The 16381-nt window shown below is 64.2% G+C and carries 18 protein-coding genes; 13 read left to right on the top strand and 5 right to left on the bottom strand.

What is annotated here, in order from left to right:
* Positions 1-139 precede the first annotated feature (139 nt).
* The 6 genes from QCE58_RS25815 to infA all read left to right on the top strand — a co-directional run bounded on the left by QCE58_RS25815 (position 140) and on the right by infA (position 5098).
* Positions 140-1120 carry a LysR family transcriptional regulator gene (locus QCE58_RS25815; protein ID WP_409014167.1) on the top strand — a complete coding sequence of 327 codons (981 nt, stop codon included), beginning with the start codon at positions 140-142 and terminating at the stop codon, positions 1118-1120.
* 292 nt (positions 1121-1412) lie between these two features.
* Positions 1413-2363 carry a M23 family metallopeptidase gene (locus QCE58_RS25810; protein ID WP_250521634.1) on the top strand — a complete coding sequence of 317 codons (951 nt, stop codon included), beginning with the start codon at positions 1413-1415 and terminating at the stop codon, positions 2361-2363.
* The gene (locus QCE58_RS25805) at positions 2350-2715 is read left to right on the top strand and encodes a hypothetical protein (RefSeq protein ID WP_175979248.1); all 366 of its coding nucleotides are present in this window, start codon (positions 2350-2352) and stop codon (positions 2713-2715) included. Before QCE58_RS25810 ends, QCE58_RS25805 begins: the two co-directional genes overlap by 14 nt.
* A 60-nt stretch (positions 2716-2775) precedes the next feature.
* Positions 2776-3210 carry a polymer-forming cytoskeletal protein gene (locus QCE58_RS25800; protein ID WP_175979247.1) on the top strand — a complete coding sequence of 145 codons (435 nt, stop codon included), beginning with the start codon at positions 2776-2778 and terminating at the stop codon, positions 3208-3210.
* Positions 3211-3379: 169 nt separating this feature from the next.
* On the top strand, positions 3380-4357 hold the full coding sequence (gene corA, locus QCE58_RS25795; RefSeq protein ID WP_008353501.1) for a magnesium/cobalt transporter CorA: 978 nt from the start codon (positions 3380-3382) through the stop codon (positions 4355-4357).
* Positions 4358-4831: 474 nt separating this feature from the next.
* A complete protein-coding gene (gene infA / locus QCE58_RS25790; RefSeq protein WP_006999277.1) occupies positions 4832-5098 on the top strand; it encodes a translation initiation factor IF-1 in 267 nt (88 codons plus the stop codon).
* A 137-nt stretch (positions 5099-5235) separates the two neighbouring features.
* Here the strand turns inward: infA and QCE58_RS25785 are convergent, their stop codons facing one another.
* Genes QCE58_RS25785 through zwf form a run of 3 tightly spaced genes read right to left on the bottom strand, consistent with a single transcriptional unit; the run spans position 5236 to position 8532 of the window.
* The gene (locus tag QCE58_RS25785; protein WP_250435698.1) at positions 5236-6114 is read right to left on the bottom strand and encodes an HAD family hydrolase; all 879 of its coding nucleotides are present in this window, start codon (positions 6112-6114) and stop codon (positions 5236-5238) included.
* Positions 6114-6935 carry an ROK family protein gene (locus QCE58_RS25780; RefSeq protein WP_372492552.1) on the bottom strand — a complete coding sequence of 274 codons (822 nt, stop codon included), beginning with the start codon at positions 6933-6935 and terminating at the stop codon, positions 6114-6116. Before QCE58_RS25780 ends, QCE58_RS25785 begins: the two co-directional genes overlap by 1 nt.
* Before the next feature lie 40 nt (positions 6936-6975).
* Entirely contained in the window at positions 6976-8532 is a 1557-nt protein-coding gene (zwf, locus tag QCE58_RS25775; RefSeq protein WP_250521633.1) for a glucose-6-phosphate dehydrogenase, read from the bottom strand.
* 208 nt (positions 8533-8740) lie between these two features.
* Between zwf and QCE58_RS25770 the strand changes: the two genes are divergently transcribed.
* The 6 genes from QCE58_RS25770 to QCE58_RS25745 all read left to right on the top strand — a co-directional run bounded on the left by QCE58_RS25770 (position 8741) and on the right by QCE58_RS25745 (position 13174).
* A complete protein-coding gene (locus tag QCE58_RS25770; RefSeq protein ID WP_250521632.1) occupies positions 8741-9583 on the top strand; it encodes an arylamine N-acetyltransferase in 843 nt (280 codons plus the stop codon).
* A 13-nt stretch (positions 9584-9596) separates the two neighbouring features.
* Entirely contained in the window at positions 9597-11300 is a 1704-nt protein-coding gene (locus QCE58_RS25765; protein WP_008353508.1) for a penicillin-binding protein 2, read from the top strand.
* Positions 11301-11404: 104 nt separating this feature from the next.
* Positions 11405-11770, top strand: a complete 366-nt coding sequence (locus QCE58_RS25760; RefSeq protein ID WP_008353509.1) for a hypothetical protein — start codon at positions 11405-11407, stop codon at positions 11768-11770.
* 12 nt (positions 11771-11782) lie between these two features.
* A complete protein-coding gene (locus tag QCE58_RS25755; protein WP_034471787.1) occupies positions 11783-12073 on the top strand; it encodes a hypothetical protein in 291 nt (96 codons plus the stop codon).
* A gap of 273 nt (positions 12074-12346) precedes the next feature.
* Positions 12347-12652 (top strand): hypothetical protein, encoded by a 306-nt coding sequence (locus QCE58_RS25750; RefSeq protein WP_008353512.1) that lies wholly within the window; start codon positions 12347-12349, stop codon positions 12650-12652.
* 189 nt (positions 12653-12841) lie between these two features.
* A complete protein-coding gene (locus QCE58_RS25745) occupies positions 12842-13174 on the top strand; it encodes a hypothetical protein (RefSeq protein ID WP_008353516.1) in 333 nt (110 codons plus the stop codon).
* Positions 13175-13181: 7 nt separating this feature from the next.
* On the opposite strand, the gene QCE58_RS25740 is transcribed toward QCE58_RS25745, so the two are convergent.
* A complete protein-coding gene (locus QCE58_RS25740; RefSeq protein ID WP_008353518.1) occupies positions 13182-14039 on the bottom strand; it encodes a formate/nitrite transporter family protein in 858 nt (285 codons plus the stop codon).
* 82 nt (positions 14040-14121) lie between these two features.
* Positions 14122-15189 carry a HoxN/HupN/NixA family nickel/cobalt transporter gene (locus QCE58_RS25735; protein ID WP_008353519.1) on the bottom strand — a complete coding sequence of 356 codons (1068 nt, stop codon included), beginning with the start codon at positions 15187-15189 and terminating at the stop codon, positions 14122-14124.
* Between the two features lie 165 nt (positions 15190-15354).
* Here QCE58_RS25735 and QCE58_RS25730 point away from each other — a divergent pair, with 165 nt between their 5' ends.
* On the top strand, positions 15355-16359 hold the full coding sequence (locus QCE58_RS25730) for a fatty acid desaturase (RefSeq protein ID WP_250435693.1): 1005 nt from the start codon (positions 15355-15357) through the stop codon (positions 16357-16359).
* The last annotated feature ends 22 nt before the right edge of the window (positions 16360-16381 follow it).

Genomic DNA, 16381 nt, shown 5'->3' with positions numbered 1-16381 from the left:
CGGAGCGCCGGTGCGGCGCCGAAGGGAAAAGGCATGTCGTCTCCGTTTATAAGAAATCGGCGCGCAGTGCAGCACGCTCGTTTCCTTGAGTATAGTTATGCAAAAGTCCATCATGGCACTAGAAAAACACCCGATCGATATGCAAAAAAACGCCATGCCAAACGTTATTCCAAGCGCCAAGCTCGATATCGGGCGCCTCAACTGGGACGACCTGCGCTTCTTCCTGGAAGTCGCGCGCACGCAGCGCGCGAGCGGCGCGGCGAAGCGTCTGGGCGTCGATTACACGACGGTCGCGCGGCGCGTTCGCGCGCTGGAGGACGCGCTCGGCACGCTTCTGTTCGACAAATCGCGCAGCGGCGGATTCATTCTGACGGCCGAAGGCCAGCGCCTGCTCGGTTACGTCGATTCGATCGAGACGACGGTGCAGTCCGCGACCGAGCAGATCGCCAATACGGGGCACGCGCTGTCCGGACACGTTCGCGTCGGTTCGACGGAAGGCTTCGGCTGCTTCTTTCTCGCGCCGCAACTCGCGCGCTTTCAGGACGCGCATCCGAACATCTCCATCGATCTGCTGCCGGTACCGCATTTCGTGAGTCTGTCGAAGCGCGAGGCGGATATCGCCGTCACGCTCGAACGACCCGAGCAGGGCCAATACGTTTATACGAAGCTGTGCGATTACCGGCTCAAGCTCTACGCGACCGCCGACTATCTCGACGCGCACGAACCGATCCGCACGAGCGACGATCTGCGTCATCATCGTTTCGCAAGCTATATCGACGATCTCGCGTTCAGCTACGAATTGCTGTATCTCGAACGCGCGGTGCCGGGCGCGGTGTCGCGCTGGCGCAGTACGAGCGCGATTGCGCAGTACTTCGCCGCGCTGCAGGGCCGCGCGCTCGCGATCCTGCCGTGCTTCATGACCGCGCCCGATCCGCGCTTCGTGCCGGTCTTGCCCGACGATATCGTCGTGACGCGCGCCTTCTATCTGTCCTGCCGCGAGGATTTGCGCAAGCTGAAGCGCATCACGGCTGTATGGGACTACCTGCGCGCGGCGGCCGAAGCGAACCGCGGCTTCCTGATGGGAGACGGCGCGCAGATGGCCTGGGTCGATGTCAAGTGATCCTGACCGGCGACACGCTTTTTGACAGCGATTCGAGACCGAACGTGGTATGCGTGACGCCACCGCGAACATCACAAAATTTGACTCGATAAATTCGTGGAATTTTGCTTCGATGTCCTGCCGAAACGTCACTCGCCCACGCGAGCTCGGGCATAATCGCCGGCCAGTTTCATTGCATTGCCGTGGAGAGCGCGGCGCACTCCATTCCCGTGATTTCCTCTAGTTTCTTTTCCGCTGCCCCGACGGGCCGCGCCGTGCGCTAATGGCTTTCGTCATCTGGTCACGGCGGTCCATGTCCCGCCAGCGCATCCGTTTCGTCGAGGCCCGCACGGCGCGCGCCATCGCGGTCATCGGCGCCATTACGCTTCTCGTGGCCGCGCTCGCGCTCGGCATCGCGATCGGCACCATGTTCGCGCGCAGCCATCTCGGCGAGGAGCAGACGCTGATGTCGCGCCGCTCGTACGAGATCGAAGAGCTCGGCCGCATCAATGCCGCGCTGATCGAGCTGACGCCGCGCGTCGAAGGCCTGTCCGCGCAAGTCAGCGAGCTGCACGAATTCGACACGCATCTGAAGGCCGCGCACGGCGCGGGCGGCACGTCCGGCGTGCATGACGTGCCGCCGCTGCCCGACAGCGAAGAGCCAGCCACGTCGCTCGACGGCGCGGGCGGCCCCGCCTTGCCGCCGCGCCTGTGCGATATCGGCCGCGCGGCGGCGGGCGCGCCGCGGCAGCGTTTGAAGAGCGCGCATCGGATCATCGATTGCCTGAACGACGAAGTCTCGCAATTGCAGACGCAAACGCTCGCCCACTACGCCGCGTACATGGCCTTTCCCGGCCGCAATCCGGCACCCGGCCTGCGCAGCGGCTCGCCTTACGGCAACCGTCTGGACCCGTTCACGGCGCGTCTGAGCTTTCATCCCGGCATCGACTTCGCCGGACCGGCGGGCACGCCGATTCTCGCCAGCGCGGGCGGACGCGTCATCGCGGCGGGCGAGCGCAACGGCTACGGCATTTCGGTCGACATCCGCCACAGCGACGGCATGGTGACGCGCTATGGACACGCGTCGCGCATCTTCGTGAAAACCGGCGAATTCGTGATGCCGGGACAGGTGATCGCGGAAGTCGGCTCGACCGGCCGCTCGACGGGGCCGCATCTGCATTTCGAAGTGATCGTCGACGGCGCTCAGATCAATCCTTCTCCCTATCTCGCGCTCTTCAGGCGTTTGTCGCATGCGCAAAGTTGATTCGAAGCGGCTGTCGCTGCAACTCTCCCGCCAGTCCTATTCGCTGACGCCGAGGCGCGGCGCGGGCATCTGGCTCGGACTGATCGCGGCCGTGTGTGCGATCGCGGCGCTCGCCGCCGCAGGCTTCGCACTCAAACGCTCGCATGAAGACGTGCGCAAGCTCGACACGCTCTGCGCGCCGCCCGTCTCCGAGCAGAAGCTGCGCGAGCAGCTCGCGCATGCGCAGCTCGCGCTCGAACAGGAGATGGCGAGCCGTACCTCGCTGGAAGAACGCGCAAAGGACAGCGCGGCCGAAATCCAGCGTCTGCAGACCGATCTCGCTTTCCTCAGGAAGCAACAAAAACCCAATTGAGCGGCACGCGTCAGCGCGGGCTTCGTGCAGCAACCCTTTACCGCATCGCAAGGACTCGACATGTTTTCATCGAAGAAGGATTCCAACGGCATCAAGATGGCCAAGCTCGCGACGCTCGTCGCGCATAACGTGCATATCTCGGGCGATCTCGAGTTCAGCGAAGGCCTGCGCATGGACGGCCAGGTCACGGGCAACGTGGCCGGCCGTCCGGGCGAAGAAACGCTGCTCGTCGTGAGCGATCAGGGCGCGATTCGCGGCAACGTGAGCGCTTATAACGTCATCATCAACGGCTGCGTGACGGGCGATGTCACCGTCGCGCATTTCGTCGAACTTCAGTCGAACGCGCGCGTGCTGGGCAACATCTACTATCAGCAGTTGCGCATGGATATCGGCGCGACGGTCGAAGGCAAGCTCACCAAGTTCGATTCGCAGGCGGCGCACGTCCCGAGTCTGCCGGCGCCGCCCGAATACAACATCGACCTCGTCTCGAACTGACGGCAGACAACGAGCGCCGGAGAATCCGCGCGTGCTGGCAGCCGGGCGCGTGTCCGGCTAAGATTCGATGGATCAAGGCCACGCGCTCGCGCCTCTGGCGAAATCACGCGACTTCGAGCGTCCATCGACACGTGGCCGGTTATATCCAGATAACGATAAAGGGCGCCCCATGCTGGTCAATTGCGCGGCTTATCAGAATGGCCGAAAGCTCGCGGACGTCGAGATCGACGACATCAACGCCTATCGCGATCTGCCCGACTCTTTCATTTGGGTTGCATTGAAAGAGCCCGGTCCCGGCGAGCTCGCGCACATGACGCAGCAGTTCGGCTTGCACGAGCTGGCGGTCGAAGACGCGCAGCACGGTCATCAGCGGCCGAAGATCGAGGAATACGGCGACTCGCTGTTCGCGGTCTTTCATACGGTCGAATTCGACGAAGAAGGCGAAGTGCTCGTCGGCGAAATGAACGTGTTCGTCGGCACGAACTACGTGCTTTCGGTCCGCAACCGCACGACGCAAGGTTTTCAGGAAGTGCGCAAGCGCTGCGAGCGCGAGCCGCATCTGCTCAAGCACGGCCCCGCGTTCGTGATGTACGCGCTGCTCGATGCGGTCGTCGATCGATACTTTCCCGTGCTCGAGACGCTCGGCGCGGAAGTCGACGAAGTGGAAGAGCGCATCTTCGAGCAAAAAGGCTCGGTGGAATCGCGCGAGATCATCGAGGATCTGTACTCGCTCAAGCGGCGCATGACGATCCTGCAGCATCACACCGCGCCGCTGCTCGAAGCCGTCAGCAAGCTGTATGGCGGGCGCTCGCCCGGCGTGTGCTCCGGCATGCAGGAATATTTCCGCGACGTGTACGATCACCTGCTGCGCATCGTGAAGACCATCGAAGGACGGCGCGAAATGATCGTCACGGCGATCCAGGTGAATCTCGGTCTGATCGCGCTCGCGGAAAGCGAAGTGACCAAGCGCCTCGGCTCGTTCGCCGCGCTCTTCGCCGTGCCGACGATGATCGCCGGCATCTACGGCATGAACTTCAAGTCGATTCCCGAACTGGACTGGGTCTACGGCTACCCGACGTGTCTCGCGGTCATGCTGGTGGTCGATGTCGTGCTCTACTGGCGCTTCAAGAAGGCCGGCTGGCTGTAGCAAGAATGTTCCTTTTCGGAACCTTCGGGCGAAATTCGTTGTCTAATCAAGCGATTTGCGAGAGAATGTCATCTGGCCTTGCAAAATCGGCCTATCGACCGCACATGACGTAAGCGCACGGCAGAAGCGCTCACTTCCGCAGCACACGTTGCTTTTCCGTTTCAACCGCACATCGGCTCTGCTGTTGCCGATGTCGCCGTCCCGGTCATGCCGGCCACGGCGCGCCGCATCCGCGGTTCGCCCTGTCGTCCGGCCTATGCCGTCAAGCTCACGACGAGCCTGAGATAGAGACGCGGCGCGCCCGCATGCACGTTTATCGTGCATGGACGCGCCAGGCCACGCTTTGCATCGCCACTCACGATTCGTAGCGACGACGCTTTCGGGCAGCGGCGCAGAACGGTTCGTTGGCGTCGAATGCGCGTTTTTCGCGCGATGCGCGGCAGCACCCACTACAACTCATTACAGGAGCCCCATATGGCGAAAGAAGAACTCATCGAACTCGACGGTATCGTTGACGAAGTGCTTCCCGACAGCCGCTATCGCGTGACGCTGGACAACGGCGTCGTCGTGGGCGCTTACGCCTCGGGCCGCATGCGCAAGAATCACATCCGTATTCTGGCCGGCGACCGCGTGACGCTGGAACTGTCGGTGTACGACCTGACGAAGGGCCGCATCAACTTCCGTCACAAAGACGAGCGTGCCGGTGGAGGCGCCCCGCGCGCACCGATGCGCCGTCGTTGATTTCCCTGCATCATCCGTAACGAGCGTGAGCCTGATCCGCAGCGCGCGCTTTTGAACCAAACACGCGGATCATTCTGAACTTCGACGCGGCCGCTCATCCGTCAAGGCTGCGCAGCGCGTCGATGTCCCTTCTTCCTTCAGCCGCGCGCCGCCAAGAGCGCGTCGATGCCGACCGCGAAGCCGTCCTCGTCGTTGCTCTTCGAGACCAGGCTCGCGCGACGCTGCACGCTGTCGGATGCCTGCCCCATCGCGATCGATACGCCCGCGATCTCGAACATCGCCACATCGTTGCCCATGTCGCCGAGCACGGCCACGCGTTCGAGCGGCACGTTCGCGAGTTGCGCCAGTTCGCGTACCGCGGTGCCCTTGTTCGCTTCCAGGCTCGTGATATCGAGGTAATAGGTCTGCGAGCGCGCGGCGTGTCCGCGGCCTTCCAGTTGCTTTTGCACGCTGCTTTCGACGCGCGCGAGCAGCGCCGTATCGGCGGTCGAGCCGACGATCTTGTCGACCTCGCCGAGATCGACATCGTCGAAACGCGTGACGAGCACGCCTTCGTAGCCGACCGTGCGCGTCTCGAGCGGCACGTAGGTGCCTTCGGGATTCGTCAGATACCAGGCGTCGTCGATGAACACCCACGCGTCGACGTTCGCCGACGCGAGCGCTTCGAGCGATGTCTGCACGACATCGCGCGGCAGCTTGTGCGACGACAGCAAATCCCACGTGCCCGGCCTGACGAGACTGCCGCCGTTGTACGACGCGTAAGGCATGTCGACGTCGAGCGCCTCAACGATATGCCTCATGCCCTTGCCCGGCCGGCTGCTCGCCACGGTAAAGCGCACGCCCGCTTCCTTCAGGCGACGCACGGCGTCAATCGCCGGTTGGCCCAATGCCTTGTCGGTATAGAGCAGCGTGCCGTCGCAATCGGTGACGACGAGTTCCGCTTTGGCGAGCGCGGCGAATGCCGCATCGGCGTCGCCGTTCACGCTGTGAAGTCCGTATTTGCTGTTGGCGTTCATCAGTGCGCCCCTTCACGCTGATTGAAATGCGGCAACTGGCGCGTCTCGCGCACCGAGCGCGGATGCCACAGCCGCGCGCCGCCTTCGATGCCCGCCGCATTCGACACGACCGCGACGTTATCCGGCAGCTTGAACTTGATATGCGCCGCGTTGCCGCCGCCGATCCACAGCTTGTCGTAGTTCGTCAGCGTCGCCAGGATGCCGATGATCTTCTCCACGCGCCGGCTCCAGCGCTTCTTGCCCGCCTTCTCGCGCGCCGCGTTGCCGATGTACTCGTCGTAAGTCTTGTCCTTCGCGACCGGATGATGCGCGAGCTCCAGATGCGGCATCAGTTCGCCGTCGCGAAAGAGCGCGGTGCCCGCGCCCGTACCGAGCGTCAGCACCATTTCGATGCCGCGCCCTTCGATCGCCGCGAGCCCTTGCATCTCGGCGTCGTTGATCATGCGCGCGGGCACGTTGCCGAGGCGCTCGGCGATCAGTTGCGCGAGCGGCACGCCGCGCCAGGCGGGCGTGCCGAGATTCGGCGCGGTCAGCACGACGTTATCGCGCACGACGCCCGGAAAGCCGATGGAAATGTGCGTCGGCGGCTCGGCGACGATCGGGGCGATCAGTTCGATGAGCGTCTCCACGACCACGTCGGGCTTCGCCGGATGCGGCGTCGCCACGCGCACGCGGTCGCTCTTCATCTCACCGTCCTCCGAGATGATGGCCGCCTTCAACCCGGTCCCGCCGATATCGATCGCGAGAATGCGTTCCGCCTTGATCGCGAGTTTGTCCGCCGTGACGTGGGTCTTCTGCTTGGCTCTTGATTCTGTGCTCACGCTCGTTGTCCTTTTGAGTTTGCGTTGCGATGAGATGAGTTCAGTTCTTCTTGTGCGCGTCGGTCAGCGGTCGCCACGCGCGGCCGTCGTCGGCAAGCAGCTCGTCCGCTTCGGCCGGCCCCGCGCTGCCCGCCGCGTAACCGCGCACGGGCAGCGGACTGTCCGGATGCAGCACGCGATCCACCGCCGCCCAAGCCGTCTCGATGCTGTCCGCGCGCTGAAAGAGCGTCGCGTCGCCGAGCATGCAGTCGTAGAGCAGCGTCTCATAGCCGACGTTCGCGCGCTCCGCGAAGAAGTCGGCATAGTCGAACCTCGAACGCACCTTGCCGATCTGCATTACCGGTCCCGGCACTTTCACGTTGAAATCGAAGCTCGTGCCGTGCGCCGGATCGATGCGCAGCGTGAACACATTCGGCGTCAGCGCATCGACGGGCGTATCGCGAAACAGCAAAAACGGCACCGCCTTCAGTTGCACCGCGATCTCCGTGCGACGCTCGGTGAGCCGCTTGCCCGTGCGCAGATAAAACGGCACGCCGGCCCAGCGCCAGTTCTCCACGTACACGCGCGCCGCCGCGTAGGTTTCGGTCCGGCTATCTTTGGCCACGCCCGGTTCTTCCTTGTAGCCCGGCCCGGCGGGTCCGGCTTCGTACTGGCCGAGCACGACGTCGTCGGCGGTGAGCGGACGGATCGCATCGAAGACTTCGGCTTTTCTGTCGCGCACGGATTCGGCATCGAAGGAATTCGGCGGCTCCATCGCGACCATGCCGAGCAACTGGAACAGATGGTTCGGCAGCATGTCGCGAAACGCGCCCGTCTGCTCGTAGAACTTGCCGCGCCCTTCCACGCCGATCGTCTCCGCCGCCGTGATCTGCACGTTGTCGATGTACTCGCGCCGCCAGATCGGTTCGAACATCGCGTTGGCGAAGCGCACGGCGAGAATGCTCTGCACCGTGTCCTTGCCGAGAAAATGGTCGATGCGGTACACCTGCGACTCGTCCGCATACTTGAGGATGCAGCGGTTCAGTTCCTGCGCCGACGCCAGATCGCTGCCGAACGGCTTCTCGATGACAAGCCGTCTGAAATTGCCGTCCTTCTCTTCGAGCATGCCCGCCGCGCCGAGATGCTCGATGATCGGCTGAAAGAACCGCGCGCCCACCGCGAGATAGAACACGACGTTGTCCGACTTCGCCTGCGCGAGCCGCGCCTTGAGCCGGGCAAAGGTTTCGTCCTCTTCGAATTCACCGGGGAAATATTCGAGCCGCCCGACGACCCAGTTCCACGCGTCCTCGTTCAACTGCGACGTGTGAAACGTCGCGGCCTTGTCGGCGGCGAACGTGCGCAGCGATTGCGTGAGCTCGTCGCGCCATTCGGACGTCTCGCGCTCGCCGTGATTCACGCCGATGATCTCCATGCCGTCGTCGAGCAGCTTGTCGGCGGACAGGTTGTAGAGCGACGGCATCAGCAAGCGCTTGGTGAGATCGCCGCCCGCTCCGAAAATCACGAGCGTGCATGGCGGCGCGGGATGCTTGCCGGCGCACGTCGCGCTGGCCGGGTTGTTTTCCTTCGATTGATTCGCTTCGTTCAATTCTTTCGGCATGGCGTATCGCCCCTTGTCAGTTGCGCTTGAACCTGGAAAGACCTGCATCGATGCGGCGCAGTTCATTCGAACGACGCGTTGCAAGCTCGCGCGACGAATAACGTATGCATTTTGTAATTTTTAACCTTTCGTGTCGTAAAATATGCGCGCCTGACGACAGCACTCGCGGACATTGCGACATCGAAGCTTGACGAAGCCTGAACTCCATATGAACGCACACGACACTTCCATCGACCTCGCCGCCTACTTCGAGCGCATCGGGTACGCGGAATCCGTGCGGCCCGCACCGACGCTCGACACACTGCGCGCGCTGCATCTGCTGCATCCTCAGGCCATTCCCTTCGAAAATCTCGACGTGCTGATCGGCCGCCCGATCCGGCTCGATCTCGAATCGATCCAGCGCAAGCTCGTCGCCGGACGGCGCGGCGGCTACTGCTACGAGCACAACCTGCTGTTTCGCAGCGTACTTCAGACGCTCGGTTTTCGCGTGCGCAGCTTCGCAGGACGCGTCCTGTGGGGCCGCGAGCTGTCTGACATGCCTGCGCGCACGCATATGCTGCTGCTCGTCGATCTCGACGAAGGCGCGTTCCTCGCCGACGTCGGCTTCGGCGGCATGACGCTTTCCGCGCCGCTCGCGCTCCAGACGGGCCTCGAACAGATCACACCGCACGGCGCTTTCCGCCTCGAAGGGGCCGGCGAAGCGCCCGGCTACATCCTGCAGGCGCTCGTGAACGGCGCGTGGACGAACGTCTATCGCTTCGACCTCGATCCGCAGTATGACGCCGACTACGAGATGGCCAATCATTTCGTGTCGATGTATCCGCAGTCGATCTTCCTGCACAACCTGCTCGCCGCGCGTCTCGCGCCGGGCAAGCGCCTCGCCCTGTTCAACCGGCGTTTCTCGATCCACGACGAACGCGAAGGCAGCGATCATCGCGAACTCGACGGCACGGCCAGTCTGCGCCGCGTGCTCGAAGGCGAACTCGGCATTCGTCTGCCGGATGGCGCCGAACTCGACGCCGCCCTCGCCCGTCTGCCCAACCAAGCTTAATCAGAAGACCACGATGTTCAAGAAGAAGACGCGCGGCGGCAGCGATTTCCAGACGCATCACCGCAGCGCGGTGCTCGCAAACCGGCTGCCGGCTTGGCGCTCGCGGCTCGTCGTCATCGGGGTGACGGCGGCGTTTTTGACGCTAGCCGGACGCGCGCTGTGGGTCCAGGTCATCGACCACAAGTTCTATATCGGCGAAGGCCAGAAGCGCTATCAGCGCACGCTGGCGCTCTCGGCGACGCGCGGACGCATCGTCGATCGCAATGGCGCGATGCTCGCCGTCAGCCTCGCGACCTACGAAGTCTGGGCGACGCCCAAGCTCTTCGACGGCGATCACGGTGGCGAGATCGCGCGCCTGCTCGACATGCCGCCGAAGGATCTGCAGCGCCGCATCGACGGGACTCGCGCGTTCGTCCTGCTCAAACGTCAGGTGGAAGCGGAAACCGCCGAGCGCATCGCGACGATCGGGCGCGCGGGCATCACGCTCGTGCCGGACACCAAGCGCTTCTATCCCGAAGGCGAATCGGCGGCGCACGTCGTCGGCTTCACGAATAACGAGGATCACGGGCAGGAAGGCGTCGAGCTGGCCGCCGACGCGCGTCTGACGGGCGCGGCCGGCCAGCGCGAAGTGATCCGCGACCGGCTCGGGCGCGTGGTCTCGCAGATCGGCGAGCCGGCCATGCCGCAGAACGGCGAAACCATTCAGTTGACGATCGACCGGCGCATCCAGCAACTCGCGCATTCGCAACTCAAGGCGGCGATCGCGAAGCACAAGGCGCGCGCGGGCAGCGTCGTCGTGCTGGATGCGAAGAACGGCGAAGTGCTCGCGCTCGCCAACTATCCGAGCTTCGATCCGAACGATCGCTCGCGCCTCACCGGCGAGCAGTTGCGCAACCGCGCGCTCACGGACACCTTCGAGCCCGGCTCGACGATCAAGCCGCTCGTCGCCGCGCTATCGATCGATCTCGGCCGCGTGCGGCCCGAAACGCGCATCGACACATCGCCGGGCACGTTCAAGCTCGGCCCGAACGTGATTCACGACACGTCGAATCACGGCGTCATCACCGTGTCCGAGGCGGTGCAGATGTCGAGCAACGTCGCGCTCACGAAGCTCGCGCTGCAGATTCCCGCGCAGACGATCTGGGACAAGTACCGCGAATACGGCATCGGCCGCGCGCCCGAGCTGACGTTCCCGGGCGCCGCGACCGGCCGCCTGCGCGCGCCCGAGCGCTGGAAGCCGATCGAACAGGCGACGATGGCGTATGGCTACGGTTTATCGCTGTCGCTCGTGCAGATCGCGCAGATCTACACGGCGTACGCCGGCGACGGACGCTTTTATCCCGCCACGCTGATTCACGGCGAAACGCGCCGCGACGCCGTGCAGGTGACGAAGCCCGCGACCGCGAAGGCCGTGCGCAACATGCTCGAAAACGCGACCGGCGACCACGGCACGGGCCGCGCGGCGGCGGTGGAAGGCTATCGCGTCGGCGGCAAGACGGGCACGGCGCGCAAGCAGGTCGGACGCTCGTATGCGGCGAACAAGTACCGCGCGTCGTTCGTCGGCATCGCGCCGATGAGCGATCCGCGCGTGATCGTCGCCGTGATGATCGACGAGCCCACGGGGGGCACCTATTACGGCGGAACGGTCGCGGGGCCGGTGTTCTCGGGCATCGTCGGCGCGACGCTGCCGCTGCTCGGCGTGCCGCCCGACGCATGAAGCGCGGCGCACGCGGGCGCGGGCCTTGCTGCAGCGTGACCTGACTGTCAAGGGCTTGTGCTCTAATGTCGTGTTCGGCACCAGAAGATCAAACGGGAAAGACCATGAAAAAACTCGCCGCGGCGCTCGCGTTGCCTGTGCTTTTCGCCGCCTGCGCCCAGTTTCATAACGAAGATGCAGGACAACCCGAAGTCGAGAAATCGTCGACGGAAAACAAGGTGAACGGCATCGTGCAATGCATCGCCGCCGAAGCGAAAAAGCACGACGCCCAATACAAGCAGACGTCCATCCCGCAAGGCGTGATGCTCGAATTCGGCGATTCCAACGTCATCAAGGTCCGCTACGACAACGGCGAGACCACGTACCGGTACTATCCGGGGCAGCGTCATCCGTCGAACATGTGGATCGAAGGCGCGGGCAAGAAATGCGCGCCGGCGGACGCCACCGCTCACGACGAACCTCAGAAATAAGCAGACAGGACCATGCGCTCGACCAAAGCCATCAGCGCCGTCGAACGGCTCAAGACGCGCAGCGGCAACGCGAATTACGCGGCCATCTCGATGCCGGGCGGCTACTTCTATCTCGCCGAGCGCGCGCCCGAAGGCACGAAGAAAATCTCCGAGCCGATGCCGATGGACGACTTCGTCGCGTTCGTCAACGCCCGCGATCCGGCCAAGCCGCGCAAGGCCAGCAAGCTCGATCTCGCGATGGAAGAACAGATCGGCCGCAGCGGCAAACGCACGGCAAAAACGCCGTCCGCGAACGACGAATGATCGGCCTGCGTCGCCCTTGCGCGACGCAACATCGAAATCCCCGCGTTGCTCTCACACCAATGTGCGATGACAGACGGAGCCATCAGGTCCGCGTTGCGTACATTTTTGTTAACGATCGAAATCGCCGAGACAGGCAACGATCGGTCATCCGAAGAAAAGAGCAAGGGCCACCCGCTTAGCCACAAAAATATGCGCGGGTGAACGGGGTGCCTCAACGGCGCGCGTGTCCGATGTCGGGACAAGCCGTCGTATGGCCGAGAGGAAGACCAAATAATGAAGAAGAAAAACGAGACCAAGGGCAGTCTCTTGCCCTCGGCGTTGGCTGACGTCGAGCTTCAGCACATCGAGCGCGCACTCGCGCAACTTCGCACGATGCACAAGCAGTCTTCCGGCACGCTCAACGTCGAATACTGGCGCGAGCGGCTGGCAGCCGTGGTCAAGGGTTACGCGCTCGTGCCGGCGCAGAAGCAACGCATCGAAGCGTTGCGCGTCGCGCTCGACACAGTCGACAGCGGTCCGCGCGACGGCTCCGGCAGCCGTAAAAGATCGACCAACAGGCTTTGGGCGAAAGCGGCCTAAGAACCGCTTTCGCCGCTCGCGCTGCGGCGCGAATCCCTCGTTCGCGCCCGCGTCTCGCGACGAAGCGGGCGTGCAACGGTCCTTTGAACTTCCGACGATTCACGGCACGCGCGTTTCAACGCGCCGCTTTGCCGCGTCAGGCACCGTTCATGCTCGAAAGCTAGTCTTTCGATCATGCCGGGAATCGCCATGTCCACTTTCTTTCACGACCGCGCGGGCGCATCGCGCCGGCCCTCGCCGATGCTCGCGAACGCGATCGTCGCCAGTCTCATCGCGACGTTCAGCACGGTCGGCGTCGCGCAGATCACGAACGGCGGCGGCTCGGAGCGACAGGAAAGCCGTCAGTCGGATTCGAGCTCGCGCGCGAATCCATCGGGCTCGCCGCTGGTCGAATCGCAGAAACCGCAATCGAAGGATGCCGCGCAGGGCCGCGCCGCGACCGCCGACAAGAAGCACAAGGCCGAGGGCAGCACCGGCTTCAACAACGGCCTTTACGGCACGGGCGCGGGCAACAACAAATAATGCGCGCTTAGTCGCGATGCCGCTGCGGCGCGCTCGTGATCTCTGGCGCGATCGCCGCGTGATTGACGATCGCGACGAGCGACACGCCGCCAATCACATTGCCGATGAACGTCGGCACGAGGAACACGAAGAAGTAGTCGGAGATGTCCGCCGCGCCGATCATCACCGCGTAGGCCGCTTCGACCGATCCGGCGATGACGTGCGTGAGCTTGCTCACAGCGACGGTGTAGGTCACGAGCAGGATCGTGAGGAGCCGCCCCGAGCGCGCGCTCGGCAGCAGCCATACCATCAGCGCGATCAACCAGCCGGAAAACACGCCGCGAACGACGGTCACGCCGAAATCCGCGGAAAGCGGCGTCATCGCGACCTTGGCGAGCGCCTCGCTCACTTCCGGCGAAAAGACGCCGCGAATCTGCAGGATTGCGGCGAAGATCGTCGTCCCGACCAGGTTGAAGAAAAGCACGATCGCCCAAAGGCGCAGCGCCTTGAACAACGTCGACAAATCGCGCCGCGTAAGGACCGGCAGCACCGCCGTCAGCGTGCTTTCGGTGAAGAGCTGCTGACGTCCGAGGATCACGAAGACGAAGCCGATCGTGTAGCCGAAGCTCGATACGAGTCCCGTCCAGCGGGCCTCCGGCAGCGCGCTTTCGAGAATCGACTGGACGAGAAAGGAGAATCCCATCGACAGGCCGGCGGCGAGCGCCGACCACATCAGCGCGGCGAAGGTGCGCTCCATCGCGACTTCGCCTTCCTCGCGCACGATCTCGTGGATGACGAGCGGATGCGGTGCGGAATGCTCGGCGGCTTGCTCCTGCTCGGCGCTGTCGAGATGCGGCGAGTCGGCCCCCGCTTGCGGGTCGTTCATGTTCTTTCTCCCTGAACGCCGCTCGATGCGAAATGTGGATGAGCGGCTGGCGCATCCACGAAGCAGGAAGAATGCCCGTTGGTTATCTGGCGACGCCGCCGTCGAGCGATTCGTAACCGCGCCACTTGTAGATGAGCGCGGAGACGATCCAGCACGCCGCGAACAGCGCGACGATGCCGTAGCCGAGCATCCCGAAGTGCTCGGAGAGCGACGCTGCCACGTCCCACAGTCCGCCCTTCAGCCGCAGCCGGTCCGCGATCAGCCCGAGCGCCTCGATGCCGCCGATCAGCACGGCAATCAGCACCGAGACGAGCGTCACGGTGAGGTTGTAGTAGAGCTTGCGGATCGGCTTCATGAAGGCCCAGCCGTAGGCGCCGGTCATCAGCAGGCTGTCGGCAGTGTCGATGAGCGACATGCCCGCCGTGAACAGCATCGGGAACACGAGAATCGACCACACCGGCATGCCGCGCGCCGCTTCGGCCGCCGCGATGCCCATCAACCCGATTTCGGTCGCCGTGTCGAAGCCGAGGCCGAACAGAAAGCCGAGCGGATACATGTGCCAGCTCTTGCCGATCAGCCTGAAAAGCGGACGGGCGATGCGCGCAAGCGGACCGCCGCCGACCGTGAGCATGTCTATGTCGTCGTCGCGGCAGGTTTCGCCGCGCCGCACGCGACGGAACGCGCGCCATACGCCGCGCAGCACGAACAGGTTCATCGCCGCGATCGCGAACAAAAAGAGCGACGACACCGACGTGCCGATGATTCCGCCGATCTCGCGGTACTCGGCGAACCGGCCGTGCACGGCCATCGCCGTCGCGGCGATGAGCGCGGTGGCGGCGATGACGATCGTCGAATGTCCGAGCGAAAAGAAGAAGCCGGCGAAGTGCGGCCGCTTGCCTTCGTGCATCAGCTTGCGCGTGACGTTGTCGATGGCGGCGATATGGTCGGCATCGACCGCATGGCGCAGCCCGAGCGAATACGCGAGCAACGACGTGCCGAGCAGCAGCGGATAGTGACGGAACGCGACCAACGCCCAGAGCCATGCGAGCACGTTGAACGCGATCAGCCCGCCGATGAGCCGCGCGGATTTGCGCGGCAGGTTGCGATGCGCCTGATGCGGCGCGGAAGCGGGCTCGATCGGTTCGGACATATGCGCGCGCTTGCGAGGATGAAGGGACAAAGCATAACGTGCGCCGATGCATGGTCAAAAATCGGATGCATATTGCGTCGAATGCGAAATCCTTAGCCGGATTCCTTGGTTGGGAGGCGTGCGACGCGCCGCTACCATGGCCCTTCGCCATTTTCGACGTCCGCCATGCCCCGCTATCTCGACGACGCCCAACGCCAGGAACTCCAACGCCAGCGCGAAACCTGGCGCTGGCGCAGCGAATGGCCGACGTGGGCGGTCGCCGTCGCGATCTACGGCGGATGGTTCGGCGTCGCGCTCAACGCGCGCGCGATCGGGCTGGTTCCGGCCGTCGCGCTGCTCGCGGTGCTGTCGTGCTGGTATATGTCCCTGCAGCACGAGCTGATGCACGGTCATCCGACGCGCTGGCCGCTCGTCAACATGCTCATCGGCATCGCCCCGCTCGCGGTGTGGTTTCCGTATGAGGTGTATCGCGAGTCGCATCTGCGGCATCACGACGACGCGCATCTGACCGAGCCGGGACGCGATCCCGAGAGCTATTACGTGACGCCCGAACAGTGGGCGAGCGCGGGTCCCGTCCTGCGCGCCGCGCTCGCCGCGCGCAATACCTTCGCGGGCCGGATGCTCGTCGGGCCGTGGTTCTCGATCGCGGCATCGTGGCGCGAGGCGGCGCAGGCCGTCGTCGAGCGGCGCTGGAAAATCGTCGCGAGCTGGATCGTGCATCTCGCGTCGCTCGTGCTGCTCGCGAGCTGGCTCGACACGCGATGCGGCATTCCGTGGCGCGCCTTCGTGTTCGGTGTCGGCTATGCGTCGCTCGCGCTGGCGTCGATTCGCTCGTTTCAGGAGCATCGCGCGGCGGAGAGCCATAGCGAACGCACGGTCGTCAACGAGGCTGCGTGGCCGTGGCGACTGCTCTTTCTCAACAATAACTTTCACGCCGTGCATCACGATCTGCCGGGCGTGCCGTGGTTCGCGCTCGGGCGGATCTATGCACGGCGGCGCGATGCCTATCGCGCGAGCAACGGCGGTTTCGTCGTGCGCGGATACGGCGAATGGGCGAGCCGTCACGCGTTCGCGCAGGCTGCTGAACCGGTGCATCCGTTCGCCGCGCCGGACGCATCTGCCGATCGACGCCGCGACGCGCGCCGCGAACCCGCGCGTCTCGCGAGCTGACGCCTCCCACGGTACGATTCGC

Source organism: Caballeronia sp. LZ028, from assembly GCF_031451415.1.
Classification (GTDB): Bacteria; Pseudomonadota; Gammaproteobacteria; order Burkholderiales; family Burkholderiaceae; genus Caballeronia; species Caballeronia zhejiangensis.
This window is presented reverse-complemented; position numbering and strand designations above follow the sequence as displayed.